Annotated in this window: 22 protein-coding genes; 10 read left to right on the plus strand and 12 right to left on the minus strand. The window is 70.7% G+C overall.

The window, feature by feature from the left end:
- Positions 1–48 precede the first annotated feature (48 nt).
- The 3 genes from ACIBHX_RS09185 to ACIBHX_RS09195 are packed head-to-tail and all read left to right on the plus strand — an operon-like array spanning position 49 to position 5,767.
- A complete protein-coding gene (locus tag ACIBHX_RS09185; protein ID WP_397065763.1) occupies positions 49–4,146 on the plus strand; it encodes a glycoside hydrolase family 38 C-terminal domain-containing protein in 4,098 nt (1,365 codons plus the stop codon).
- Positions 4,143–4,871, plus strand: coding sequence for a hypothetical protein (locus ACIBHX_RS09190; protein ID WP_397065765.1), 729 nt, complete (start codon positions 4,143–4,145; stop codon positions 4,869–4,871). Before ACIBHX_RS09185 ends, ACIBHX_RS09190 begins: the two co-directional genes overlap by 4 nt.
- A complete protein-coding gene (locus tag ACIBHX_RS09195) occupies positions 4,871–5,767 on the plus strand; it encodes an ROK family protein (protein WP_397065767.1) in 897 nt (298 codons plus the stop codon). Before ACIBHX_RS09190 ends, ACIBHX_RS09195 begins: the two co-directional genes overlap by 1 nt.
- On the opposite strand, the gene ACIBHX_RS09200 is transcribed toward ACIBHX_RS09195, so the two are convergent.
- Genes ACIBHX_RS09200 through purN form a run of 3 tightly spaced genes read right to left on the minus strand, consistent with a single transcriptional unit; the run spans position 5,758 to position 8,090 of the window.
- Positions 5,758–5,922 (minus strand): hypothetical protein, encoded by a 165-nt coding sequence (locus ACIBHX_RS09200; protein ID WP_397065769.1) that lies wholly within the window; start codon positions 5,920–5,922, stop codon positions 5,758–5,760. The genes ACIBHX_RS09195 and ACIBHX_RS09200 overlap by 10 nt on opposite strands.
- A gap of 9 nt (positions 5,923–5,931) precedes the next feature.
- Positions 5,932–7,464 carry a bifunctional phosphoribosylaminoimidazolecarboxamide formyltransferase/IMP cyclohydrolase gene (purH, locus tag ACIBHX_RS09205; RefSeq protein ID WP_397065771.1) on the minus strand — a complete coding sequence of 511 codons (1,533 nt, stop codon included), beginning with the start codon at positions 7,462–7,464 and terminating at the stop codon, positions 5,932–5,934.
- On the minus strand, positions 7,461–8,090 hold the full coding sequence (gene purN / locus ACIBHX_RS09210; protein ID WP_397065772.1) for a phosphoribosylglycinamide formyltransferase: 630 nt from the start codon (positions 8,088–8,090) through the stop codon (positions 7,461–7,463). The genes purH and purN overlap by 4 nt, the downstream gene beginning before the upstream one ends.
- A gap of 74 nt (positions 8,091–8,164) precedes the next feature.
- Between purN and ACIBHX_RS09215 the strand changes: the two genes are divergently transcribed.
- On the plus strand, positions 8,165–8,584 hold the full coding sequence (locus ACIBHX_RS09215; protein WP_397065773.1) for a hypothetical protein: 420 nt from the start codon (positions 8,165–8,167) through the stop codon (positions 8,582–8,584).
- Positions 8,585–8,600: 16 nt separating this feature from the next.
- Here the strand turns inward: ACIBHX_RS09215 and ACIBHX_RS09220 are convergent, their stop codons facing one another.
- Together ACIBHX_RS09220 and ACIBHX_RS09225 are read right to left on the minus strand one after the other, a co-directional pair.
- A complete protein-coding gene (locus ACIBHX_RS09220; RefSeq protein WP_397065775.1) occupies positions 8,601–10,847 on the minus strand; it encodes a hypothetical protein in 2,247 nt (748 codons plus the stop codon).
- A 285-nt stretch (positions 10,848–11,132) separates the two neighbouring features.
- Entirely contained in the window at positions 11,133–11,693 is a 561-nt protein-coding gene (locus tag ACIBHX_RS09225) for a TetR/AcrR family transcriptional regulator (RefSeq protein WP_397065777.1), read from the minus strand.
- A gap of 86 nt (positions 11,694–11,779) precedes the next feature.
- On the opposite strand from ACIBHX_RS09225, the gene ACIBHX_RS09230 reads away from it, so the two are divergent.
- On the plus strand, positions 11,780–12,775 hold the full coding sequence (locus ACIBHX_RS09230) for an NAD(P)-dependent alcohol dehydrogenase (RefSeq protein WP_397065779.1): 996 nt from the start codon (positions 11,780–11,782) through the stop codon (positions 12,773–12,775).
- Positions 12,776–12,818: 43 nt separating this feature from the next.
- Here ACIBHX_RS09230 and ACIBHX_RS09235 read toward each other — a convergent pair whose 3' ends face one another.
- From ACIBHX_RS09235 to sucC, 3 genes are all read right to left on the minus strand, one after another.
- Complete coding sequence (locus ACIBHX_RS09235) at positions 12,819–14,441, minus strand: DUF6350 family protein (RefSeq protein WP_397065781.1); 1,623 nt, start codon at positions 14,439–14,441, stop codon at positions 12,819–12,821.
- A gap of 338 nt (positions 14,442–14,779) precedes the next feature.
- Positions 14,780–15,655 carry a succinate--CoA ligase subunit alpha gene (gene sucD / locus ACIBHX_RS09240; protein WP_397065783.1) on the minus strand — a complete coding sequence of 292 codons (876 nt, stop codon included), beginning with the start codon at positions 15,653–15,655 and terminating at the stop codon, positions 14,780–14,782.
- Between the two features lie 5 nt (positions 15,656–15,660).
- Positions 15,661–16,839 carry an ADP-forming succinate--CoA ligase subunit beta gene (sucC, locus tag ACIBHX_RS09245; protein WP_397065785.1) on the minus strand — a complete coding sequence of 393 codons (1,179 nt, stop codon included), beginning with the start codon at positions 16,837–16,839 and terminating at the stop codon, positions 15,661–15,663.
- 199 nt (positions 16,840–17,038) lie between these two features.
- Between sucC and ACIBHX_RS09250 the strand changes: the two genes are divergently transcribed.
- The 3 genes from ACIBHX_RS09250 (at position 17,039) to ACIBHX_RS09260 (ending at position 19,890) form a co-directional block, all read left to right on the plus strand.
- Entirely contained in the window at positions 17,039–17,944 is a 906-nt protein-coding gene (locus ACIBHX_RS09250; RefSeq protein WP_397065787.1) for a hypothetical protein, read from the plus strand.
- 151 nt (positions 17,945–18,095) lie between these two features.
- Positions 18,096–18,950, plus strand: a complete 855-nt coding sequence (locus ACIBHX_RS09255) for a hypothetical protein (protein ID WP_397065789.1) — start codon at positions 18,096–18,098, stop codon at positions 18,948–18,950.
- A 142-nt stretch (positions 18,951–19,092) separates the two neighbouring features.
- Positions 19,093–19,890 (plus strand): hypothetical protein, encoded by a 798-nt coding sequence (locus ACIBHX_RS09260; RefSeq protein WP_397065791.1) that lies wholly within the window; start codon positions 19,093–19,095, stop codon positions 19,888–19,890.
- 14 nt (positions 19,891–19,904) lie between these two features.
- On the opposite strand, the gene ACIBHX_RS09265 is transcribed toward ACIBHX_RS09260, so the two are convergent.
- The 4 genes from ACIBHX_RS09265 to galE form a co-directional block, all read right to left on the minus strand.
- The gene (locus ACIBHX_RS09265) at positions 19,905–20,255 is read right to left on the minus strand and encodes a VOC family protein (protein ID WP_397065793.1); all 351 of its coding nucleotides are present in this window, start codon (positions 20,253–20,255) and stop codon (positions 19,905–19,907) included.
- Entirely contained in the window at positions 20,252–20,503 is a 252-nt protein-coding gene (locus ACIBHX_RS09270) for a zinc ribbon domain-containing protein (RefSeq protein ID WP_397065795.1), read from the minus strand. Before ACIBHX_RS09270 ends, ACIBHX_RS09265 begins: the two co-directional genes overlap by 4 nt.
- 61 nt (positions 20,504–20,564) lie before the next feature.
- Complete coding sequence (locus ACIBHX_RS09275) at positions 20,565–20,996, minus strand: MarR family winged helix-turn-helix transcriptional regulator (RefSeq protein WP_397065796.1); 432 nt, start codon at positions 20,994–20,996, stop codon at positions 20,565–20,567.
- Positions 20,997–21,129: 133 nt separating this feature from the next.
- A complete protein-coding gene (galE, locus tag ACIBHX_RS09280; RefSeq protein WP_397065798.1) occupies positions 21,130–22,110 on the minus strand; it encodes a UDP-glucose 4-epimerase GalE in 981 nt (326 codons plus the stop codon).
- 83 nt (positions 22,111–22,193) lie between these two features.
- On the opposite strand from galE, the gene ACIBHX_RS09285 reads away from it, so the two are divergent.
- Positions 22,194–22,655: a nuclear transport factor 2 family protein gene (locus tag ACIBHX_RS09285; protein ID WP_397065800.1), complete on the plus strand. Its 462-nt coding sequence runs from the start codon at positions 22,194–22,196 to the stop codon at positions 22,653–22,655.
- Positions 22,656–22,746: 91 nt separating this feature from the next.
- Positions 22,747–23,718, plus strand: coding sequence for a L,D-transpeptidase (locus ACIBHX_RS09290; protein WP_397065801.1), 972 nt, complete (start codon positions 22,747–22,749; stop codon positions 23,716–23,718).
- The last annotated feature ends 280 nt before the right edge of the window (positions 23,719–23,998 follow it).

A 23,998-nucleotide genomic window follows, 5' to 3' on the forward strand; every position in this document is an offset into this window, starting at 1 on the left:
CGACATAGGGTGACGCTCGCCAGCAACGCGACATTTCGAGGAGTTCCCTTGCCTGCTCGCCTGTTGTCAGCGGAGTCGACCGACCTGTTCGTGGGCACGGAAGCTCGGCCGTACCAGGTACTGAAAGTGACGGTCGCCGCGGGCGAGGAGCTTCCCCTCCAGGTCAGAGGGGTACGGCAGGCCGCACCGGTCACCGCCGCCGAGGGGGTCGTCGAGGTCCCGCTGGACATCGACGCGCCGCCGGGCACCGTGATCCCCTGTGTGGTCGTGCTGGGCGAGGAGGAACTGGCCGTCGAGGTCACGGCCGAGGAGCCGGGCTGGACGATGCACATGGTCTCCCACTTCCACTACGACCCGGTCTGGTGGAACACCCAGGCGGCCTACACCAGCCCGTGGGAGTTCCTCTCCAGCGACTCCACGACCAGGCCGCTGTGGGAGCGCAACGCGTTCGCCCTCGTGGAGGCGCACCTGGAGCTGGCGCTGCGCGACCCCGACTACCGGTTCGTGCTGGCCGAGATCGACTACCTCAAGCCGTTCTTCGACACCCACCCCGAGCGCCGCGCGGACCTGCGCCGCCTGCTGGCGGAGGGCAGGGTGGAACTGATCGGCGGCACCTACAACGAACCGAACACGAACCTGACCGGCGCCGAGACCACGATCCGCAACATCGTCTACGGCATCGGCTACCAGCGCGACATCCTCGGCGGCGACCCGCGCACCGCCTGGCAGCTGGACGTCTTCGGGCACGACCCGCAGTTCCCCGGCTACCTGGCGGCGGCCGGGCTGACCGGCAGCGCCTGGGCCCGCGGGCCGTTCCACCAGTGGGGCCCGATCAACAAGAACTTCAAGGAGGCCAAGAACGACGCCTCCCTCATGCAGTTCCCCAGCGAGTTCGAGTGGATCTCGCCGTCGGGGCTGGGCGTGCTCACGCACTACATGCCCGCGCACTACTCGGCCGGGTGGTGGATGGACTCCTCGCCCACGCTGGAGGAGGCCTCGCAGGCGGTCTACGACCTGTACCGGTCGCTGAAGCCGGTGGCGGCCTCGAAGAACATCCTGCTGCCCGTCGGCACCGACTACACGCCGCCCAACAAGTGGGTCACCGACCTCCACCGGACGTGGGCCGCCCGCTACGTCTGGCCCCGGTTCGTGTGTGCCACGACCAGGGACTTCCTCGATGCCGTCAGGTCCGAGGTCTCGGACTTCAGCCCGCAGTCGCGGGACATGAACCCCATCTACACCGGCAAGGACGTCTCCTACATCGACACCAAGCAGGCACAGCGCGCCGCCGAGGTCGCCGCGCTGGACGCCGAGCGGCTGTCGACGTTCGCCCAGCTCCTGGGCCTGGGCCGGTATCCGCACACCGCGCTGGACAAGGTCTGGCGGCAGCTGGCCTACGGCGCGCACCACGACGCGATCACCGGCTCGGAGTCCGACCAGGTCTACCTCGACCTGCTGACCGGCTGGCGCGAGGCCCACGACCTGGCCGCCGACGCCCGCGACCGCGCGCTCGACGCGCTGACCGGCCAGGTGGCGGTGAACGGCCGCAGCGTGGTGGTCACCAACACGCTCCCCTTCGACCGCGACGGCCTGGTCCGGGTACGGCTGGCGCCCGGGCAGCGGGTCGCCGATCCGGCGGGCGTGGAGATCCCGGCCGTGGACGAGGACGGGACGCTGGTGTTCGTGGCCCGCGACGTGCCCTCGCTGGGCTGGCGCACCTACCGGGTGGTCGAGGGAGCGGCGCCCTCGTGGTCCGCGTTGGACGGGACACGGATCGAGAACGAGCGCTGGCGCGTGACCGCCGATCCCACCCGGGGCGGCGCCCTGGAGTCCGTCCACGACCTGGCCTCCGGCACGGAGGTGCTCACCGGGCTCGGCAACGAGCTGCGCCTCTACGCGGAGTACCCGGCGCATCCGGACATGGGCGAGGGGCCGTGGCATCTCATGCCTACCGGCGAGACCGTCGGCTCGGGTGACGTGGCGGCGGTAGCCGTACGGGCCTATGAGAGCCCTGTCGGGCAGCGGCTGGTGATCAGCGGGTCGGTGGGCGAGCTCGACTACGAGCAGATCATCACGCTGTGGGCGGGGTCGGACCGGGTGGACTTCACCACCCGGGTGGTCGACTACACGGGTCAGGACCGGCTGCTGCGGGTGCGGTTCCCCGCCCGGGTGGCCGGGGCGCTGCCGGTGTCGGACGTGGCGGGCGCCGTCGTCGGGCGCGGGTTCGCGCTGCCGGACACCGACTCCGCCGAGCACCCGTGGACGCTGGACAACCCGGCCAACACCTGGTTCGGGCTGTCGGCCACGGCGCGGGTGGACCTGGGCGAGGCGGGCGCGCGGGCGCTGGGCGTGGCCGAGATCGTCGTCCCTTCCTCCCAGGACGCGGCCGGCGCCCGCAACCTGGTGGTGGCACTGGCCAGGGCGGGCGTGACGGCGACCACCTCGACGGCCGCCGGCTCGCGGTACGGCTGGCTGGACGTCGACTCGAACCTGCCTGACGTGCGGATCATCCTGGGCGGCCCCGACGTGAACCCGCTGGCCGCTGAGGTGCTCTCGCGCAGCGAGCCCGCCTACCTGGACGCGCTGAAGTCGGGCGCGGCCCGGGTCTGGGTGCCCGCCGACCGGCCGCTGGCCGAGGTGTGGCAGCCGAGCGCGGACCTGCGCGACGTGCGGACGCTGCCCGCCCTGATCGTCGCGGGGCCCGTCTCCGAGCTGGTCGAGGACCTGGCCGACGCGGTGATCTCGGCGGTGTGCCCGGTGGGCTCCGAGTCGCTGGAGGATCGGACCGTGGCGCTGCTGGCCTACGGGCTGCCCGGCTTCGCGGTCGATCCGTCGGGGGCGCTGCACCTGTCGCTGATGCGGTCGTGCACCGGCTGGCCATCGGGGGTCTGGCTGGATCCGCCGAAGCGCACCACGCCCGACGGGTCGGGGTTCCAGCTGCAGCACTGGACGCACGAGTTCTCCTACGCGCTGGCCGGCGGGCAGGGCGACTGGCGGGCGGTGCGGCTGCCCGCGGCCGGGCAGGAGTTCACCACGCCGCTGCTGCCCAGGACCGTGGATGGGCGCGGCGGGTCGTTGCCGCGGACGCACTCGCTGCTGCGCCTGGAACCGGCCCGCGACGTGCTGCTCGGCACGCTCAAGGCGGCGGGCAACCCGCTGGCGCACGGTGCTTCCGAGCCCGGCGACGGCGTCACTGTCCGGCTCGTGGAGTCGACCGGGCTCGGGTCCCGGGCGGCGCTGGAGTCCGCGCTGCTGGCAGTCGACGGCCTGCGCCACGCCGACCTGCTCGAGGTGCCCGGCGAGCCGGTCGTCTCGCTGGATCTGGCCGGGTCGGAGGTGGCCACGTTCGTCGCCCCCGCCGCGACCCCCTCGGGTCCCGAGCTCGGGGCCACCGCCGAGATCGCGCAGCCCGTCTACAGCCGCTACTGGCTGCACAACAAGGGCCCGGCGCCGCTCGGCTACCTGCCGGTGTCGGTGGCCATCACGCCGGGGCTGGTCGTGGACGGTCCCGCCGAGTTCGAGGTCGTGGTCACCTCTGTCCAGGACTTCGAGGGCGTGGTGGACCTGCGGGTCCCCGGCGGGTGGACGGCCACGCCGGGAAATCGCGCCTTCCGCGTCGAGGCGGGCGGCCACCTGCGCTTCCCTGTCACCGTGACGCCCGCTCCAGGTCAGGGCCTGCACTTCGTGTCGGCCTCGGTCCGGGTGGGCGACCAGGTCGTCGAGGACGTGGCGACCGTCCCCCTGGGCGAGGCGCCCGAGCTGCCCGTGCCCGGCCGCCCCGAGGACGAGGGCTACAACGGCACCACCGCCACCGAGGGACGGCCCACGGGCCTCACGGTGTCCGCGGTCTCGGACTCGCTGTCCCTGCGTCCCGGTGACCGTTCCGCGGTCGTGGTACGGCTGGCCAACACCACCGCCGACGAGATCCGCGGCGAGGCCCAGCTGGCCTCTCCCTGGGGAACGTGGGAGCTGCTCCCCGAGGTCATCCGGGGCTTCACCCTGGCTCCCGGGGAGACGGCCGACGTGGAGTTCCCCGTCGAGGTGCCACCGGACGCCACCCCAGGTCACGCGTGGGCGCTGGCGAAGGTGATGTGGTTCGGCCGCTGCCAGTACTCCCCCGCGGTACGCCTGGAGGTGGCGCGATGATCGGGCTCGTGGGCGGTCGCCCGGTGTCCAGGGAACTGCTCGACCGCCGCGTCCGCGAGCTGCGGGACGGGCCGCTGCGGGCCGCGCTCCCCGCGCCGGGCAGCTCGGAGGATCGGCAGATGCATCGATGGATGACCCAGGTCATCCTGACCGAGGAGCTGTGCGCCGCCGAGGCGGTGGCGCTGGGGCTGGCGCCCGTGGAGGGAAGGCCGCTCGACCGGGTCGCCGCGGTCGAGCTGGGCTCCATCAACGCCGCGGCCTACAACGGGAGTCCCTGGGTGCGGGCCGTGTACGAGCACGTCACGGCCTCCGTCGAGGTCCCGTCCGGATGGCGGCCCGCTCCCCCGCCTCCGGCGGCTACCCGATTCCTCGTCCGGCACCGGATGTTCGCCGACTCGGCGGCTGCCGGGCGGGCGACCGTACGGGATCTCGAACCCCTGGGCGCGATCGAGCTCGGCTCGCTGCCCTCCGCGATCGCCGGCGAGCTGCGCCGCCAGCCGTACGGCGAGCTCGCCGGGCCTGTGCAGGACGCCCTCGGCTGGCACGTCGCGACCGCCGAGCCCGCGCCCGCCCCGCGACCCGAGGCGCCCGACCTGGTCGGGCCCGCGCGCAGGCGGGCCTTCGCACAGTGGCTGGACCGGCTGCGCGCCGAGAAGCTGGAGCTCGTGCCCGGGCTTGAGCATCCCGGTGACCCCCGCCAACCCGACAACCACCACAAACACTGATGAACTGCGTACTTGCCATCGACATCGGAGGGACCAAGCTGGCCGCCGCGCTGGTGGACGGCTCGGGTTCCGTACTGCGCTCGGGCACGCGGCCCACTCCCCCGCAGGACGTCATCGACATCCTGGCCGGGCTGATCGCCGAGGTGACCGCCGACGGCCCTGCGCCCGTGGCCGTGGGGATCGGCTGCGCCGGGCCCCTGGACCTGGCGCTCGGCACGGTCAGCCCGGTGAACATGCCGAGCTGGCGCGGCTTCCCGCTGCGTGACCGGGTGCGCGAGCTGACCGGGCTGCCGACCGTGCTGGCCGGCGACGCCCAGGTCTTCGCGCTGGGCGAGCACTGGCTGGGCGCGGGGCGCGGCAGCGCGGCGCTGCTCGGAATCGTGGTCTCCACCGGCATCGGCGGCGGCCTGGTGTTCGACGGGGTGCCGCTGCTCGGCCCCAACGGCAACGCGGGCCACGTCGGCCACATGTGCGTGGACCCGTACGGCGAGACGTGCGAGTGCGGCGGCCGGGGCTGCGTCGAGCGCTACGCCAGCGGCCCGAACCTGGCCCGCTGGGCGCTGGAGAACGGCTGGCGGCCCGCAGGCACCCCCGACGCCAGGACCCTGGCCGAGGACGCCGAGGCGGGGCACGAGGTCGCGGTGGCCGCGTTCGAGCGCGGCACCAGGGCGCTGGCCGCGATGATCGCCTCCACGGCGGCGGCCACCGAGGTGACGGACGTGGTCATCGGCGGTGGCGTGTCAGCGGCGGGGCCCGTGCTCTTCGACCCGCTGGCCAAGGCGCTCGACGAGATCGGCGGGCTGGCGTTCGTGCGGGCGGTGCGGGTGCACCGGAGCACGCTGGGCGTGCAGGCCAGCCTGGCCGGTGCGGCCAAGCTGGCCTGGGATCACTCCTGAGCCTCGCGGCGCTCGATGATCCTGCGCGTGAACGGGATCTTCTCGACCGCCTTGGCGCCCATGAAGGCGCCGAGCAGGGCCAGCACCACCAGCATCACCGGCTGCATGGCCAGGCCGTTCACGGTCAGGAAAGCGCGCAGGATCAGGTCGAGCAAGACGATCTCCTAGTGGAAGAAATGACGCGTCCCCGTAAAGTACAGGGTCACGCCGGCCTTCTCGGCCGCCTCGATCGTCTCCTGGTCGCGGATCGAGCCGCCCGGCTCCACGATGGCCTTCACTCCCGCCTCGATGAGGACCTGCGGCCCGTCGGCGAACGGGAAGAACGCATCGGACGCCGCCACTGAGCCCGCGGCCCGCTCTCCCGCCCGTGTGACCGCGAGGCGGCAGGAGTCGACCCGGTTGACCTGGCCCATCCCGACGCCCACGGTCGCGCCGTCGCTGGCCAGCAGGATCGCGTTGGACTTCACCGACCTGGACGCCCGCCAGGCGAACTCCAGGTCCGCCAGCAGCTCCGGCGAGGCGGCGGGCCCGGCCTTGAGCTCCCAGCCGGCGGGCGCGTCGCCGGGCGCGTCGACGCGGTCGACCTGCTGCACCAGCAGCCCGCCGTCGATGCGGCGGAACTCGGACGGGTCGCGCGGCGGCGTCGGGCACACCAGCAGACGCAGGTTCTTCTTGGCCGTCAGCTTCTCGAGCGCTCCCTCGCTGTAGGAGGGGGCGATGACGACCTCGGTGAACACTTCGGCGATCTGGGCGGCCAGCTCCGGCGTCACCTCGGCGTTGACCGCGATCACCCCGCCGTAGGCGGAGACCGGGTCGCAGGCGTGCGCCTTGCGGTGGGCCTCGGCCACGTCGGCGCCCACCGCGATGCCGCACGGGTTCTGGTGCTTGATGATCGCCACGCACGGCTGCTCGAAGTCCCACGCGGCCCGCCAGGCCGCGTCGGAGTCGAGGTAGTTGTTGTAGGACATCTCCTTGCCGTGCAGCTGCTCGGCCTCGGCCAGGCCGCCCCTGCCGTCGGTGTACAGCGCGGCGCTCTGGTGCGGGTTCTCGCCGTAGCGCAGGACGGCCTTGCGGGTGCGGGCGGCGCCCAGGAACGACTCGTCCCCGGTGTACTTCTCGGAGAACCAGTTGGCCACCGCCACGTCGTAGGCCGCGGTGTGCGCGTAGGCGACGCCCGCCAGGTGCTTGCGGTCCTCCAGCGTGAAGCCGCCCTCGGCGACCGCGTCCAGCACGTCGCCGTAGCGACCCGGATCGACCACCACCGCGCAGGTGCTGTGGTTCTTGGCCGCGCCGCGGATCATCGCCGGGCCGCCGATGTCGATCTGCTCGACGCACTCGGCGTCGGACGCCCCCGAGGCCACCGTCTCCTGGAACGGGTAGAGGTTGACCACCACCAGCTGGAACGGGTCGATCTCCAGCTCATCCAGCTGGGCCACGTGCGACGGCTTGGTCAGGTCGGCCAGCAGGCCCGCGTGCACGCGCGGGTGCAGCGTCTTGACCCGGCCGTCCAGGCACTCGGGGAAGCCCGTGAGCTGCTCGACCTTGGTCACAGGGATCCCGAAGGACGAGATGGCGGCAGCCGTACCGCCGGTCGACACGATCTCGACGCCCGCCGCCTCGAGTCCACGGGCCAGCTGCTCCAGGCCCGACTTGTCGTACACCGCGATCAGCGCGCGCCGGATGGCGATGCGAGTCACTTGGATTCCCCTTCTGGTTGGTTGCCGATGCGGACCGTGCGTCCGCTGACCGACCAGCCCTCGCGGGCCATCCGGCCGACGATCTCGACGAGCAGGCTGCGCTCGACGGTCTTGATGCGCTCGTGCAGGGTCGCCTCGTCGTCATCCGGCAGTACGGCTACCGCCTCCTGCGCGACGATGGGCCCGGTGTCGATGCCCGCGTCGGCCAGCATCACCGTGCAACCGGTGACCTTGACCCCGTGGGCCAGCGCGTCGCGCACGCCGTGCGCGCCGGGGAACGACGGCAGCAGCGCGGGATGGGTGTTGAGTACCGCGAACCGCTCCAGCGTGGGCTGGCCGAGGATCTTCATGAACCCGGCGGAGACCACCAGATCGGGTTCATAGTCCGCGATTTTCGCCGCTATCGCGGCATCCCAGGCTTGGCGCGAGGGATGGTCGCCGAGCTTTTCGACAAATGTCGGGACACCGGCCTTCGTCGCTCGGGTCAGCCCCTCGATGCCGTCCCTGTCGGCGCCCACCGCCACCACGCTCGCCCCGAACTTCGGATCGGCGGAAGCATCGAGCAGGGCCTGTAGGTTGGTTCCAGAGCCGGAGACGAGGACGACGAGCCGCCCAGCCTTAGACACGCATACTCCAATTCGGAAGCCGGGGTGGGTAGCCAGGTTATCTGTTCCTCGCGCGGCCACGCAGAGGAGGTCAGGTGTCGACACCGGTGCACGCGCCGACCGGCCCGCAGCCGGCGGATTCCGCGGGCCGCCGTGCCATCTGGCTGTCGGTGGCGGCGCTGGCCATGACGTTCATGCTGCCGCTCGCCGGGCTGGTCATGGCGCTCTTCGCCCTGGTCGCCGGGGTCCGCGCCGTCCCCCTGTTGCGTTCCGCGGGCCGTACCACCGGCATGGCGGTCGGCGGGATCGTCATCGCGGCCCTCGCGCTCACCCTGTCGGGCCTGGCCACCGGCCTCCAGCTCTACCTCATGGACGAGTACTCGGCCTACCAGGAGTGCATGAAGGGCGCGGGCACGGTGACGGCCCAGGGCGAATGCTTCACCCAGTTCCGCGCCGCCGCCGAACGCAAACTCCCCCACGACGTCCTCCAGCTCCTGGGCGCCGTCCAACCCTGATCTTCGGGTCGGGGTTTCACGCCGGGCGGGCGAGGCGGGCGAAGGACAGCACGACGACGGTCGACAGGATCCAGCCCAGCAGGCCGGCCACGTTGAGCAGGATGGCGACGACCTGTCCCGCGGTGGTCTCCGTCTCGGGAAACCAGGTCTCGCGCTGGCCGAGCGAGATGAGCGGCACGACCGTGTCCACGGTGTAGAACACGGGATCGAAGCAGCGCACCTGCCCGTCCCCGCACGGCCCGGGGTGCGGACCACGCCGCGCCGCGGTCGCGGTGGCGTCCGTCGGGGAGGTCACGGCGTCGACGGTGACCAGCCGGCCGTCCACGGCGTAGACGTTGCCGCGCGGATCGGTGGCCCGCAGCGTGTGCTGAACCGCCGGGATGAACATCAACACGCCGACCAGGGCGAGCAACGAGCTCAGCAGCCACAGCGTGCGCCCGGGCCGGTAGCCGTACCCGACAGTGACCCCGTAGAACAGGTCGCGAGCGTTGCGTAGGCGGCGGCGTGACGACGGCTCTTCCGTGCTCGCGCGCCTGGCCTGGTGGCGTTGGTCCATGAGAAGCCGCTCGGCCTCCACGGGCCGCCCGTGCTGGCGGTACACCCGGGCCGCCTGCTCGTAGGCGCTGGCGTCGTACGGCCGCATCGAGCGTAACCACGCGCGCCTGGCCCGCCAGTCCCAGACGCCGTCGAAGCGATCGTACGCGAATCCCGCGATAGCCGTCCTCCCCGGCCAGGCCTGCGGGTCGTCGTCGAGAACCGTGGTGGCCGCGCCGGTCAGATCGACCGACGTGGGAGGCTTGGCCCAGCGCAGGCGCATGCCGCCTCGCGCCGTGGCGGAGACGGCCTCGATCGCGTCCTCGAACGTGCCGCCTTCGCAGTCGAGCCGCCCGTCGACGGTACAGCGGCTCAGCACCACCCGGCCCTGGGCCCGGAATCCATGGGTGAGGGACAGTGATCCCCGCACCGTGGCCCGGTGCAGGGAGATGGCTTCGCCGTCGGGGTTGCGCAGGATGGCTTGGCGGGCGTCCAGGATGCCGCCGATCGTGGCCGAGCGGAATCTCAGGGTGCCGCCGGTGGCCTCGATCCCCCGCAGATTCACCTGGCCGTCGACAGTGAGGGATGGCGCGGAGATCAGCGCGGTGCCTTCCGGGTCGCTCCAGCGGGTGCCCCGGAGGGAGAGATCGCCCCTGATGTGGGCTCCCGCCAGCCTCAGCGTTCCCGCGCTGACGACCCCCTCCTCGATGAAGAGGCTGGAGCGGAGCTCGGCGTTCGTCAGATCGAGGGCGCGCCCGCCACTCACCGCGAACTCGGATCCGCGGTGGATCACGATGGTGCTGAACGAGCCCATCGCCAGATCCACGCCTCCGCCGATCCTGCACTCTCCCTCCACGCTGATGTCCCCGCCGACGAACAGGCCCGGGGCGCTGATGGCCGTTCCCCCGGCCCGCCTGCTCGCGTACAGGGCGGCCTTGACCGCTTCCGTGGGCTCGAACGTGGTGTTTCGTATCAGGAACTGTCCGGAGATGCGGGCGTTGCCCAGGTCGATGCGGCCACGGATCAGCGGGCGGCGTCCCGTCTGGTCGTCGATCAGGAACATGCTGCCCCCGATCTTCGCGTCGCCCAGGTCCATGGCCTGACCCCGATCCGGGCGGCACAGCCGGGCTCCTGTCAGGTCGAGCGAGCCCGCGACGTCCACACCCAGCAGCCGCACCCCACCGTGCGCCTCGAACCCGTGCAGCAGCCGGATCGTGCCGCCCACCCGCATCCGGTCGGCCTGCATGGCCCGCCCGGAGGACTCCAGGATCGTGTCGACGCACAGCAGCCGCCCGCCGATCTCCGACTCGCACAGCCACACCGCGGCGGGGCAGGAGGTGCTGGCAGAGGTCCACAGGTCACCGGTGATACGCGATCCGGACAGGTCCAGATCTCGCCTGACCCGCAGGCCGTTGGCCATGACGCCGGGCACCGTGCAGCCGGTCAGCACGAGGCGGTGCAGGTCCGCACCGTCCATGACGACCTCGTGGTCGAACACGCACCGGGTGAACTGGAGGGGGAAGGCGACCTCCATGCCGCTGAGATCGAGTACGCCGCTGATCCTCGCGCCCTCGATCACCAGTCCGCGTGGGTCGACCTTGCCGGCGCCGTGCCGGCACAGGTCGCGCACGAGGTGGGCCTCGACCACGAGGTGGTCACCGCTGCGGCTGCGGATGGCGTGCCCCGCCTCGCAGGCCTGCGCCAGTGCGGCCGCGTCTAGCTGCTCCACCGGCGGGCTATGACCGCGCGGGAAACCGGGCGGCCGTCCTGGCCCGCCGTCGTCGTCGCGCGTGCAGGATGGCCCCGATCGCCGCGGCCGCGACGACGGCTGCCTTGCCGAGTGGTGTCCACCGCATGCGGTCAACGCTAGCGGCCACGACGATCATCCGTCACGGGCGAGATCGAAGCCTGGGTGGTTGTCCACGATCATGCCGTGCCTGTTCGCCCGTTCGGGTGATGCGGTCAGCGGCCTGCGCCTGGCCCGCCGTACCCGCTGAACGACGGGGAGATGCGGCTAGGGGCGGGCGTCGATGATGTGTTCGGCCAGGGCGCGGGCCGACTGGGCGGGGGTGGCGCCCGGGCGGGTGGCGGCTGTGGCCAGGAGGCCTTCGATGAGGAGGTGTAGCTGGTCCGCCGCCTGGGCGGGGGTGGGGTGGCCCAGGTGGACGAGCTCGGCCTCCAGGAGGTCGTGGATGTCGGCGCGGTACTGGCGGGTGATGGCGTGGGCGGGGTGGTCGGGGTCCGCCAGGGCGAGGTCGGCGGCGAGGTAGCGGCAGCCGCGGAAGTCCGATCGGGACACGACATCCGTCAGGTGGTCGAAGATGGCGAGCAGGCGCGCCCGTGGATCGTCGCCGGCGGCGGCCATCGTGCGATGGTAGGACTTCTCGTCCTCGGCGGTGGTGCGCCGCAGCACCTCGGCCAGCAGCCCGTCCTTGCCCCCGAAGTGCTCGTAGAGCGAGCGTCTCGCCACGCTGGCGGTCTTCAGCAGCGCGTCGACGCCGACGCCCATGCCGTGGGTGTAGGTCAGGTCGCGGGCCGCCTCCAGGAGGCGTTCCCTGGGTCCGGGTGTGCTCATGGTCGCCAGCATGCCACCCGTTGACAGGTAGATCAATCGGTCGATATGGTCTTAATAGACCGAACGTTCTATCTAGGAGCAATCCCGTGCGTAGTTACCATCTCGACAGCGGTGCCGGCATCGAAGGCCTGACGATCAGGGAGCACCCCGACCCCGTTCCCGGCCCCGGGCAGGTGCTGGTCGCGGTGAAGGCCACCTCGCTGAGCTTCCGCGAGCTGCTGGTGGCCCGCGGCACCTACGTCCTGCCGGTCAAGCCCGACGTTGTCCCCGTCTCGGACGGCGCGGGCGAGGTCGTCGCCGTGGGGCCCGGCGTGACCTCGGCCAAGGTGGGCGACCGGGTCACCGCGACGCTCTTCCCCAGTTGGCAGGACGGCCCGTTCGGCGTCGAACACCTGGCGCAGCGGGGTGGCTCGCTGGACGGCATGCTGACCGAACTCGCGCTGGTCGAGGAGGAGGCGATCGTGCCGATCCCCGACCACCTGAGCTACGAGGAGGCGGCCACGCTGCCCTGCGTCGCCGTCACGGCCTGGAACGCCCTGGAGGGCCTGCGTCCCGGTGAGACCGTGGTGACGCAGGGCTCGGGTGGGGTGTCGCTGTTCGCGCTGCAGTTCGCCAAGGCCCGCGGCGCCCGGGTGATCGCCACCACCAGCGGTCCCGCCAAGGCGGAGCGTCTGCTCAAGCTGGGTGCCGACGAGGTCGTCGACTACCGGGCCACCCCCGACTGGGCGGCCGAGGTACGGCGGCTGACGGGTGGCCTCGGCGCCCACCGGGTGGTGGACGTGGCCGGCCAGGTGGACCAGTCGCTCAAGGCCATGCGGCCCGCCGGGCAGGTCGCCCTCGTCGGCTTCGTCTCCGAGACCGCCGCCCCGATCGACGCTCGCTTGCTGTTCGCCTCCGGAGCGACCGTGCGGGCTATCGCCGTCGGGAGCCGGGCACAGTTCCTCGAGATGAACCAGACCATCGCCGCCAACCTCCTGCGCCCCGTCATCGACCGCGTCTTCCCCTTCGACGAGGCCCCGGACGCCTACCGCTACTACGCCTCCGGCCAGCCCTTCGGCAAGGTCGTCATCTCCCACGCCTAGCACCCCCACTCCGCCAGGCCTCGATCACCGCCCCAGGGGAGATCTACTCGCGGTCCCAGGCGTATGGGTCGAGGTAGATGACGTGGCCGCCGCGGTCGTCGGATTCGTCGACGATGTCCTTGCGGGGGGTGCGGGGTTCGGGACGGGTCTCGGGGTCGGTGTCGGTGTCAACGGAAGCGGCCGAGGCGTGCTCGTCCTGCCAGTCGTCGCGGATGACCGGGATGGGCTGGGTGTCGGCTTCGGTGACGTCCATCCAGTGGCCGGGCAGCGGCTTGGCATCCGACTCGGCCAGGCCCACCTTGCTGGCGGCCCGCGCGATCGCCGCCCCGGCGGCGCGGACCGGCGCGGCGGCCTTGTCCAGCGGGGCGCGGGCGCGGCGGTTGAGCAGCAGCAGGTTCGTGACCCCGGCGGAGATGCCCGCGGCGACGCCCACCTCGAGCGCCACCGACACGGCCACCTCCCAGGGCGACGGGCCGATGGCGGCCAGGCGCCCGGCGCCGATTGGGCCGCCGGACAGCGCGGCGAGCACCCCGCCGGCCAATCCGGTGGTCACCCCGGTGACCAGGCCCCACAGCGGCGCCGCCTCGTAGGACGGCGACGGCGCGATCCGGGCCACCATGACGCCCGCCACGGCTCCGGCCAGGAACGGCAGCGCGATGACGGCCATCACCCAGCCGGGCACGGAACCGCTGTCAGGCAGCGCCCCCAGTATCGGCAGGCTCGGCACGGTGCCCAGCTGCACCCCCGTGGGCGCGACCAGCGTCCCGGAGCCGACGGCGAACCCGGGCCCCGCGATGTAGGCCGATCCCCAGACCACCGCGTTGAGCAGGTAGAGCGCCTGGACCAGCAGGAGCAGCAACCCGCCGACGAACCCGGGCGACAGCACGTTCGTCAAGTCCCTGACCTGGCCGAAGTTCACCACGAGCGCCGCCAGCACCAGCAGCAGCCCCGCGGCCAGCAGGATCGCGGTCGCCGCCGCGGTGCCGACCGTCACGGCGCGGACCCGCTCGGGCAGCAGGCGCAGCATCGCCCCCCACGGCCCGATCGTCCGCGCGGTCGCCAGCGCCCCCGCCAGGAACGCCAGCACGAAGTGGCTCAGCAGCGCCTCGCCGATGAACGGCTGGGTGATCTCGTTGCGCGCCACGAGCGCGATCAGGCCGGCGAGCAGCGCGTACGGCGCGGCCAGCGACACCCCCGCCTGCACCACGAGCACCAGCTGGGCGCGCCGCCTGGCGCTGGCCTTCTCTCGCGGGCTGTTCTTGGGCAGCCTGGCGGGCAGCCGCAACCGCAGGTCGGCGTCGCGCGCCATCCAGCGGCCCGCGCGGTAGAGCAGGACGGCGGGCAACACGGTCAGCCCGAGCGGCAGCAAACCTACGCGCCCGCCGGGGATCGCGAAGCCCGCGTGGTGGGCGGCCAGCCACACCTGCGCCGCCGTCCTGAACACCCCCGGCAGCCCGGAACCCAGCGTGCCCTTCGGCGCGGCGATCCATCCGACCAGGGTGAGCGTGGTCAGCGCGGCCAGCCCGACGCCCAGCGTCGCCGCCGCGGCGAGCATGCCGGACACCGGGAGCGGACGCCTGGACTCGTCGTCGTCTCCTGTGACCCCGGGGATCTTGCTGAGGACCGACTTGGGGGCTGTCCGCAGCTGGTCGAGAAGCGCCGTCACGGGTTCGATTTTCTCAAGTTTTCCTTCTCTTGAAGCCCTGCCGCGCCGCGCACAACGATTTCTCTGCTTTTTCGAGAGGTTTCTTGCCGTTGTACGGCGGGCCGCCGCCACCGGCCGCCCGCCGTACTCCCTGTTACGGGATCTTGTAGACCACCCGGGCGGCTTCCGTGCGGCGTAACGGCGCCCAGCCCCGCATCGCCGGAGGAGCGTCTCCCTGGACAGGGCCCGGCCGAAGTGCGGCGGGTGGCGGTGGGGCGGCTTGCCGTACAGGACGTGCAAAGGGAAGGCCCCGCGCGGCGAGGAGTCGCCGGGCGGGGCCTTCAAAGTGATGCGGATTTCTAGCGGGACTGCATGATCTCGCGCATGAGGCGGGCCGTCTCGGAGGGGGTCTTGCCGACGCGGACGCCGACCTTCTCCAGGGCCTCCTTCTTGGCCTGCGCGGTGCCGGCCGAGCCGGAGACGATGGCGCCGGCGTGGCCCATCGTCTTGCCCTCGGGGGCGGTGAAGCCGGCGACGTAGGCGACGACCGGCTTGGTGACGTGCTGCTCGATGTAGGCGGCCGCGCGCTCCTCGGCGTCGCCGCCGATCTCGCCGATCATGACGATCGCGTCCGTGCCGGGGTCCTCCTGGAAGGCCTGCAGGGCGTCGATGTGCGTGGTGCCGATGACCGGGTCGCCGCCGATGCCGACGCAGGTGGAGAAGCCGACGTCACGCAGCTCGTACATGAGCTGGTAGGTCAGCGTGCCGGACTTGGACACCAGGCCGATGCGGCCCGCGGTGGTGATGTCGGCGGGGATGATGCCGGCGTTGGAGGCGCCGGGAGAGGCGATGCCGGGGCAGTTCGGGCCGATGATGCGGGTCTTGTTGCCCTTGGCCACGGCGTAGGCCCAGAACTCGGTCGAGTCGTGGACCGGCACGCCCTCGGTGATCACGACGCAGAGCGGGATCTCGGCGTCGATGGCCTCCTTGACCGCGTCCTTGGTGAAGGCCGGGGGCACGAAGACGACCGACACGTCGGCGCCGGTCTGCTCCATGGCCTCCTTGACCGTGCCGAACACGGGCAGGTCGAGGTGGGTGGTGCCGGCCTTGCGGGCGTTGACGCCGCCGACGACCCTGGCGCCGGAGGCGAGCATGCGCTTGGCGTGCTTGGTGCCCTCGCTGCCGGTCATGCCCTGGACGATGATCTTGCTGTTCTCTGTGAGCCAGATAGCCATGTCGTTCACACCCCAGCCGCGAGCTCGGCGGCGCGCTTGGCCGCGTCGTCCATCGTGTCAACCAGCTCAACGCGAGGGAGCTTGGCGTCCTGCAGGATCTGCCGCCCGAGAAGAGCGTTGTTGCCGTCGAGGCGGACCACCAGCGGGTGGGTCACCGCCTCCCCGCGGCTCTGCAGCAGTTCGAAGGCGGAGACGATGCCGTTGGCCACCGCGTCGCAGGAGGTGATGCCGCCGAAGACGTTCACGAAGATCGACTTCACCGCGGGGTCGGAGAGGATGATCTCCAGCCCGGCGGCCATGACCTCGGCGCTGGCGCCGCCGCCGATGTCCAGGAAGTTGGCGGGGGACGGCTTGCCGGGGAAGGCCTCGCCGGCGTAGGCGACCACGTCGAGGGTCGACATGACCAGGCCGGCGCCGTTGCCGATGATGCCGACGTCGCCGTCGAGCTTGACGTAGTTGAGGTGCTTCTCCTTGGCCTTGGCCTCGAGCGGGTCCTCGGCCGCCTTGTCCTCGAACTTGCCGTGGTCGCTCTGGCGGAAGGAGGCGTTGTCGTCGAGCGTGACCTTGCCGTCGAGCGCCTTCACCTGGCCGTCGGCCGACAGGATCATCGGGTTGACCTCGACCAGCGTGGCGTCCTCGTCGACGAAGCAGTGCCACAGCTTCTCGATGAGGTCGGCGGCGCCGTCGAGCGCCTTCTCCGGCAGGCCGCCGGCCTGCGCGATCTCGCGGGCCTTGGCGTGGTCGACACCCGTCAGCGCCGAGACCGGCACCTTGGCGACCTTCTCGGGGGCGCTGTGGGCGACTTCCTCGATGTCCATGCCGCCCGCGGCGGAGCAGATCGCGAGGAAGGTGCGGTTCGCGCGGTCGAGCAGGAAGGAGAAGTAGTACTCCTCCGCGATCGCGCTGGCCTCCTCCACGAGCACCTTGTGGACCGTGTGGCCCTTGATGTCCATCCCCAGGATCGCGGTGGCCTTCTCCACGGCGTCGGCGGCGTCGTCAGCCACCTTCACGCCTCCGGCCTTGCCACGGCCACCGGTCTTCACCTGAGCCTTGACGACGACACGGCCGGTCAGCTGCCCGGCTGCCGCTCGTACCCCCTCCACGGTGTCGGCGACGATGCCGCGTGGCACCGGGATGCCGTAGTCCGCGAAGAGCTCCTTCGCCTGATGTTCGAACAGGTCCACGAGGGTCCGTCCTTGTTTCGTTCGACTGATGTTCGACGGCCCGGGCCACCATCCCGTGCGTGCCGGGCGTTTCCGCCAGTGAAGCCTAGCCCCATGCACGACCTGCCCAGGTCACCGGGTCGCAGATGTGCCGTGATGTGACGGTGATCTCACTAGTGCACCATGTCGCGAGACGTCATAAAGAAGGGCATTCACACAAATGAGGCGATGGATCGCCGCCGGTGTGGCGGCCTCCGCGATGGCGGCCGCCCTGGCCGCTCCCGCGATGGCCGAAGCCAAGCCGGCGAACCCGGTCGACATGCTGAAGAAGCAGTTCGTCGCCGGGCACGGGGTGAAGATCAGCGAGAAGACGCGGACCTGGATCGGGCGGCAGGAGTACGTGGGGGCCGTCCGCGAGGGTCGTATCGGATTCGACGCCAAGGGCGTCGCCGCGGTGGAGAACACCCGGACTCCGGTGCTGACTGCCGCGCTGCTCAAGGACCTGAAGAAGGTCTCCAAGACCAACGAGGAGACGGCCGACGCGGTCGACCTGCTCACCGAGCGGCTGTACATGATCGGCGCGGGCGGCAAGCTCTACATCAACGGCGGCCTGTTCTCCACGCTGCTGCCTGACGACAAGACCTGGGCCAGCTTGCCGGGCAGTCCCTACTCCGCGGCGTACGGGGACCAGCTGATCGACGTCTTCGAGCCCGCCACGCTGAAGACGCTGCTCGCGACCGCCAAGCACAAGGGCGACCAGTACCGCGGCTCGATCACGTTCGGGGACCTGTACAAGGTGTCTCCGATGTTCCGCAGCCAGACGCTGAGGAAGCCGAAGGGCGCGGTGGCCAAGGTCGTCATCTCCTGGCGCATCACGCTGGACGCCGGCAAGCTCGTCAAGCGGGTGGCCTCGTCGTGGTCGCTGCCCGTGAGCAAGAAGGTGACGATGACCGCCACCTCCGAGACGCGCTACACCGACTGGGGCACGGACGTCTCGATCGCGGCGCCCGACGCGAGCGAGGTCATGGACCTCAACGCCCTGACCAAGAAGGGCTACCAGCCGCCGACCGTCGACCGCAACATCGTGATCGTCCCGCCGGACGACGACGGCAACGTCGACCAGTAACACCCAGGTGGGGCCCGCATTCTTTTCCCACGGGCCCCACCTGCACAAAATATTCACACTTACCGCGATAAATGCTTCTCTACTCGAGACGCCATCGTGATCTTCGATTGGCAAGATCCCCTCGCTCGCATACAAATCGAGGGAATCTCACATGAAGAAGATGCTCGCCGGCCTGGCGTTAGCCACGGCCGCAACCGCCATCGCCGCCGCTCCCGCACAGGCGGCGCCCAAGGAGCCTGTTGCCGCGGTGAAGCAACAGTTCGTCCCGGGCAAGGGCGTCAAGTTCACCGACCGGGCCTCCCTGGTCGAAGGTGCTCGCCGGGCCATTCTGATGCGCCGGAACGGAACCTTCGAGTTCGGCAAGTCCGGAGTGACCGCGTCCGACATCACCAGCAAGCTCAACATCCCGGCCAGCATGCTCGATGACGAGGACAAGGCTCTCGCCAAGCCCGAGCACGTGGTCACCGTGGGGCGCAAGACCTACGTGTCCGGCTCGTTCTGGAGCCAGGACCTTCCCGCGGAGCAGCCCTGGTACAAGCTCCCCATCTCGCTGCCCAGCGGCGTCTTCGGTCCCACCGGCCAGCTGGTGAACATCACGGAGCCCGCTACCCTCAAGACCCTGCTCAAGGGGGCCAAGGCCGGCGGCTCGGGCTACTCGGGCACGATCACCTTCGGCGACCTCAAGAAGGTCTCGCCGTGGGCCTCCTCCTCGCTGCTGCTGAACAAGCAGTCCGGCAAGCAGCTCAAGAGCGTGATCACCTGGAAGCTCACGGTGGACGCCAAGGGCCTGCCGACCCGCCTCGTCACCTCGTTCCCCTCCAGCGCCCTGGCCAAGGGCGACGCCAAGGGGCTGACGATCAGCGTCGACTCCCGCTACAGCGGCTGGGGCAGCACCGTCAAGGTCGAGGCACCGCCCGCCGACCAGATCGCCACCGATGTCAAGGACGACTCGGGCGCGCCGGAGGCTCCGCAGATCCTGGGCGACGTCGGGAAGCTGTTCGGCTAGGACGTCTTCCTCACGGGTCGGACAGTTCAACCGACCAGCCCGTGAAGACCTCGAACGGTTCGCCGCCGAGTTCGGCGGCGGCCGTTCGGGCGTCGGGAACCCGGCGCCGCCGTAGAACTCCTTGAGAAAACGAGAAATCCGCATGAAGCGTATGCTCGCCGGCCTGGCGCTGGCCACGGCCGCGACCGCCATCGTCGCCGCGCCCGCGCAGGCGGCCCCGAAGGACCCTGTTGCCGCGGTGAAGCAACAGATCCGGCCGGGCAAGGGCGTCAAGTTCGCCGAAAGCACCGTGGTGGTCTCGCATTCACGACGCGAGGTTCTGGTCCGGCGCAACGGCACGTTGCAGTTCGGCAAGTCCGGGGTCACGGCCTCGGACGTCACCGGCAATCTCAACTGGCCCAAGCAGGACGACGACAACGAGGCGGCCAAGGCCTTCGCCTCGCCGGAGCACATGCTCACGGTCGGCGGCAAGTCCTACGTCCAGGGCGGCCCCTGGAGCGGCCAGATCCCCGAGGACAAGAGCTGGCTGAAACTGCCGTCCGACAAGCCGAACGGTCTCTACACCACCATGGGCCAGGTCGTGGACGTGACCGAGCTCGCCACGCTCAAGGCCCTGCTCAAGAACGCGAAGGCGAGCGGCTCCGGCTACGCGGGCAAGATCACGTTCGGCGAGCTGAAGAAGGTCTCGCCTTCCTTCCGCATCATCGTCGAGCCCAAGAACAAGCAGCTCAAGACCGTGATCACCTGGAAGCTTTCGCTGAACGCCAAGGGGCTGCCGACCCGCCTCGTCACCTCTTATTCGGCCAAGGCCGTGGGCGGCGGAGGAGACGACCCGAAGGCGCTGTTCGACACCGACACCCGCTATACCGGCTGGGGCAGCACCGTGAAGATCCAAGCACCTCCCGCGAGCCAGGTCGCCACCGGCACCACCCCCGAGTAGCCGTCGCCGACCGGCTAGGATTTCCTGGCCAGGTCTGGGCGCTTGGTGTAGTCGGTCAGGCCGATGATGTTCCCCCACGGGTCGGCGAGTTCGACCGTCCAGCCCGTGAAGACCTCGAACGGTTCGCCGCCGAGTCCGGCGGCGGCCGTTCGGGCGTCGGGGACCTCCAGCCACACGCGTGTCGTGCCCGGCTGGACGTCCTGGACGCGGACGAGGAGCCCGGGCGTCTCGTCCCCGATGGCGTAGAGGGCCAGCTCCCCCGTCGAGAACTTCTCCGGGAGCCCGAGCAGCCCGCCATAGAACTCCTTGGCCCGCGCGAGATCCCCGACGCCGATCAGCACGTTGTCGATCCCGAGGATCCTCACAGCGCCAGCTTCGGGTGGTCGCGCCAGGCGGGCATCCCGCGCATGTAGGCCCGCGTCGCCTCCTCGGCCTCGCCCCGCGGCTGGCCTGTGCGCTGGGTCTGCCACTGGACCATGCGCTCGAAGCGCTCGTCGAAGTCCTGCAGCGAGCCGTCGGGCTTGCTGCACAGGCGGCACCAGGTGCTGTCGGGATGGCCGGGCAGGTGGTCCTCGGCCGTGTCCATGGGCATTCCGCAGCTCTCGCAGTTCACCGCTACTCCTCCCTGAGCAGGGCCCACGGCCCCATTCCTGCCTGTGCAGGCCCGCGCGGCCCTATTCCTCCCTGAGCAGGGCGCGCAGCCCGGCGATGAGCCCCTCGCGCTCCTGTGGCGTCATCCGCTGTACGGCCAGCACCAGCAGATCCCCCTCGAGCACCCGGGGCGATGCCGCGGCGGCAGCCGTACTCCCCTCTTCCGTGACCCAGACGAACACGCGCCGCCGGTCACGCTCATCCCTGATCCTGGCCACGAGGCCGCGCTCCTCGACGCGGTTGACCAGCTCCGTCGTGGCGGCCTTGGACAGCTGCAGGTGCTCGGCCAGCTCGCCGAGCGTCAGCGGGCCGGCGGCCCGCAGGTGGCTGAGGACGGCGTACATGCGGGCGGTCAGGCCGGAGCCGCCGGGCACCGGGCGCTTGGTCGCCTTGAAACGCCGGTAGACCGCCGGGTAGAGCCGCCCCACCGCCTCTGCTGCCTCAGTCGCGTCCATGATTCTCTTCGTATACGAACATTTCGCATACGAACCATACTCCGAGCCCACTCACGCCACAACCTCCTCCACCCGCGCCACGTAGTCGGTGAGCCGCCCCGACCCCGTCGAGACAGGCACGGCCGCCTTTTCGCTACGTGAGGCGGGAGTCCCTGATCGAGGCCCACTCCAGCGAGTGCCGGATGCCCTGCTCGACCGTGAAGCCCGCCTCCCAGCCCAGCAGGCGCTTGGCCCGGTCGCTGCGGGTGTAGGCGCCCGCCACGTCGCCAGGCCTGCGCTCGGTCTCCACGACCTCGATCGGCCGGTCGGAAACCCGGCTGAAGGCGTCGACCAGCTCCCGCACGGTGGTCCCCTCGCCGGTGCCGAGGTTGATCACCGCGGTACCGCCCAGGTCGTCGAAGCGTTCCAGGGCCGCCACGTGCGCCAGGGCCAGGTCCCAGACGTGGATGTAGTCGCGGATCCCCGACCCGTCGCGGGTGGGGTAGTCGGTCCCCGTGACCTGGAACGGCGTGCCGTACTCGTAGGCCTCGATCATCTTGCCCAGTGCGTGGCTGGGGCGGCGCACCTGGAGCCCGGTGCGCATCTGAGGGTCGGCGCCGATCGGGTTGAAGTAGCGCAGCGACAGGATCTTGATCGGCTGGGTGGCCGAGATGTCCGCGAACATGCCCTCGCAGACCGCCTTGGTCCTGGCGTAGGGGCTCTGCGGGTCGAGCGGGGAGTCCTCGTTGACGGTGAAGTCGTCGCCGGTCTGGTAGATCGAGGCCGACGAGCTGAAGATCATCCGCTGGCAGCCGTTGCGGAGGAGGTGGTCGGTGAACTCCAGGCTCTTGGTGACGTTGGCCCGGTAGTAGCCGACGGGGTCGGCCACAGAATCGGGGACCACGATCAGTGCGGCGCAGTGCACAACAGCCCCGATATCCGGATTTTCCCGGAAGATCGTGTCGACCAGGGTGCCGTCGGCGATGTCGCCCCGGTAGAACCGCCTTCCCTCGGCGAACTCCTCACGCCCCGTCACCAGGCTGTCCAGGATCACGGGCTCGATGCCCGCGTCCAGGCACGCCGACGCAACCGTGCTTCCGATATAACCCGCCCCACCCGAGATCAGCACACGCATTCCGCCAGCCTATAAGCCTCGCTTAACGGTGGTTGCGCGATACCTCGTTGTTCCGGGTCCGCGCGCGCTGGAACCTCGTAGCCATGGACGTCAATCAGCATCTGCTCGACCGCGTGGAGATCATCGACGCGCTCTACCGTTTCGGCCTCGGTCAGGATCTGCGCGACAGGGACCTGTTCGCCTCCGCCTTCGCCGACGACGCCGAGCTGGACTTCGGTCCCGCCTCCGCCAAGTGGGGCGCGCCGAGCCCTGTCATGGTCGGCCGCGACACGATCGTGGACACGATCCTCACGCTGTTCGAGGGCCGGATCAACACGACGCACCAGGTCACGAACCCGCGTGTGCGCATCGACGGCGACACCGCCACGCTCACCGCGCTCGTCGAGGCGCAGCACCTGCTCAGCGCCGACCACGGCACGTTCGCGCTGCTGAAGAACTTCTACGACGTGGACCTGGTCAGGGACGCAGACCACTGGGTGATCCGGCGCGTGCGCATCGACAACGCCTGGTACACCGGCGATCCCAAGGCGATCTTCGGCGGGTAGTTGCGAGATCGTTACTCGGCGGCTTCGACGGTTGGCGCGTTCCCGTTGTCTGTATTAGGGAAGCGTGACCCATAAGCCCCAGGAGTACCCCTTGATCCCCCTCCCCCGGACGCTGGCCGGGGTGGCCTTGGCCATGGCCACCCTCGCCGCCTGCTCTCCCGCGGCGCCCACGGCCCCCGTGCGGATCGCCCAGGTCGCCGCGGTCCACCGCGCCGCCGCCGACCCCACGCAGGAACCCACGCCGACGCCCACGGCCGTCGCGTCGGGCAAGCCCAAGCTCGACATCGCCGACATCACCCCCATGGGGGCGGACAAGGAGAAGGTCGGGATCGGCTTCCCGATCATCGTCACGTTCGACCGTGACGTGAAGGACAGGGCCGCCGCCGTCACCGCGCTCGAGGTCGTGCCGGAGAAGGCGGTGGAGGGCGCCTGGCGCTGGATCACCGCGCGCAAGGTCGTCTACCGGACCAAGACGTACTGGCGTCCGCACCAGAAGGTGCGCTTCACCGCCCACCTCAGCCAGATCCCGGGCAACGGCGCCGTCAAGGACCAGAGCCGCACGTTCGCCGTCGGCACGGCCAACATCGTCAACGTCAACACCCACACCCACCTGGCCAAGGCCTACCGCGACGGCAAGCTCGCCAAGACCATCCCGATCAGCGCCGGCCGCGGCGGCATGATCAGGAACGGCGTGGACGTCTACCTCACCACCTCCGGCGTCCACCTGGCCATGGGCAAGAAGCGGGTGGAGACCATGAGCTCGGCGTGGATGGGCGTCACGGACCCCAAGGACCCCCGGTACTACAAGGAAGAGATCCCCTGGGCGGTCCGCATCTCCGACAGCGGCGAGTACTTCCACCAGAGCGCCGGCTACTACCAGTACCTCGGCCACTCCAACCAGAGCCACGGCTGCGTCCGCGCCACCCCCGCCGGGGCCGAGTGGTTCTACGGCATCGCCCAGCGCGGCGACGTCGTCAAGATCACCGGCACGAAGCGCAAGCTCGACTGGCGCAACGGCTGGGGCTTCTGGCAGCTCTCCTGGTCCCAGTGGAAGAACAACTGACGGCGTTTCTTTCAGTACAGGCGTTCTGAGGACAGGCCTGCTGTGAGTACGGCGGGCCGCCGCCACCCCCACCCGCCGCACTCCGGCCGGCCTCTGTCCAGGGAGACGCTCCTCAGGTGATGCGGGGTTGCACGCCGTCACGCCGTCGTGGAACCCACATCCCCCGGCCCTTGGTCCCCCACCGCACAGGGCGCCGCCCACCACCGCCCCACATCCCACCGCTACGGCGCCTGAACCCCCGGGAACCCGGCTCACGGCACCCCCAAGGCGTACAGCGGTA

The organism is Nonomuraea sp. NPDC050536 (assembly GCF_044457685.1).
GTDB lineage: Bacteria > Actinomycetota > Actinomycetes > Streptosporangiales > Streptosporangiaceae > Nonomuraea.

Bases quoted from the DNA above. Each gene is read 5' to 3' on its own strand.
- ACIBHX_RS09190 (WP_397065765.1), top strand. From the start codon at position 4,143: ATGATCGGGCTCGTGGGCGGTCGCCCGGTGTCCAGGGAACTGCTCGAC.
- ACIBHX_RS09195 (WP_397065767.1), top strand. From the start codon at position 4,871: ATGAACTGCGTACTTGCCATCGACATCGGAGGGACCAAGCTGGCCGCC.
- ACIBHX_RS09225 (WP_397065777.1), bottom strand. From the start codon at position 11,693: ATGAGCACACCCGGACCCAGGGAACGCCTCCTGGAGGCGGCCCGCGAC.
- sucD (WP_397065783.1), bottom strand. From the start codon at position 15,655: ATGGCTATCTGGCTCACAGAGAACAGCAAGATCATCGTCCAGGGCATG.
- ACIBHX_RS09250 (WP_397065787.1), top strand. From the start codon at position 17,039: ATGAGGCGATGGATCGCCGCCGGTGTGGCGGCCTCCGCGATGGCGGCC.
- ACIBHX_RS09255 (WP_397065789.1), top strand. From the start codon at position 18,096: ATGAAGAAGATGCTCGCCGGCCTGGCGTTAGCCACGGCCGCAACCGCC.
- ACIBHX_RS09260 (WP_397065791.1), top strand. From the start codon at position 19,093: ATGAAGCGTATGCTCGCCGGCCTGGCGCTGGCCACGGCCGCGACCGCC.
- ACIBHX_RS09275 (WP_397065796.1), bottom strand. From the start codon at position 20,996: ATGGACGCGACTGAGGCAGCAGAGGCGGTGGGGCGGCTCTACCCGGCG.
- galE (WP_397065798.1), bottom strand. From the start codon at position 22,110: ATGCGTGTGCTGATCTCGGGTGGGGCGGGTTATATCGGAAGCACGGTT.
- ACIBHX_RS09285 (WP_397065800.1), top strand. From the start codon at position 22,194: ATGGACGTCAATCAGCATCTGCTCGACCGCGTGGAGATCATCGACGCG.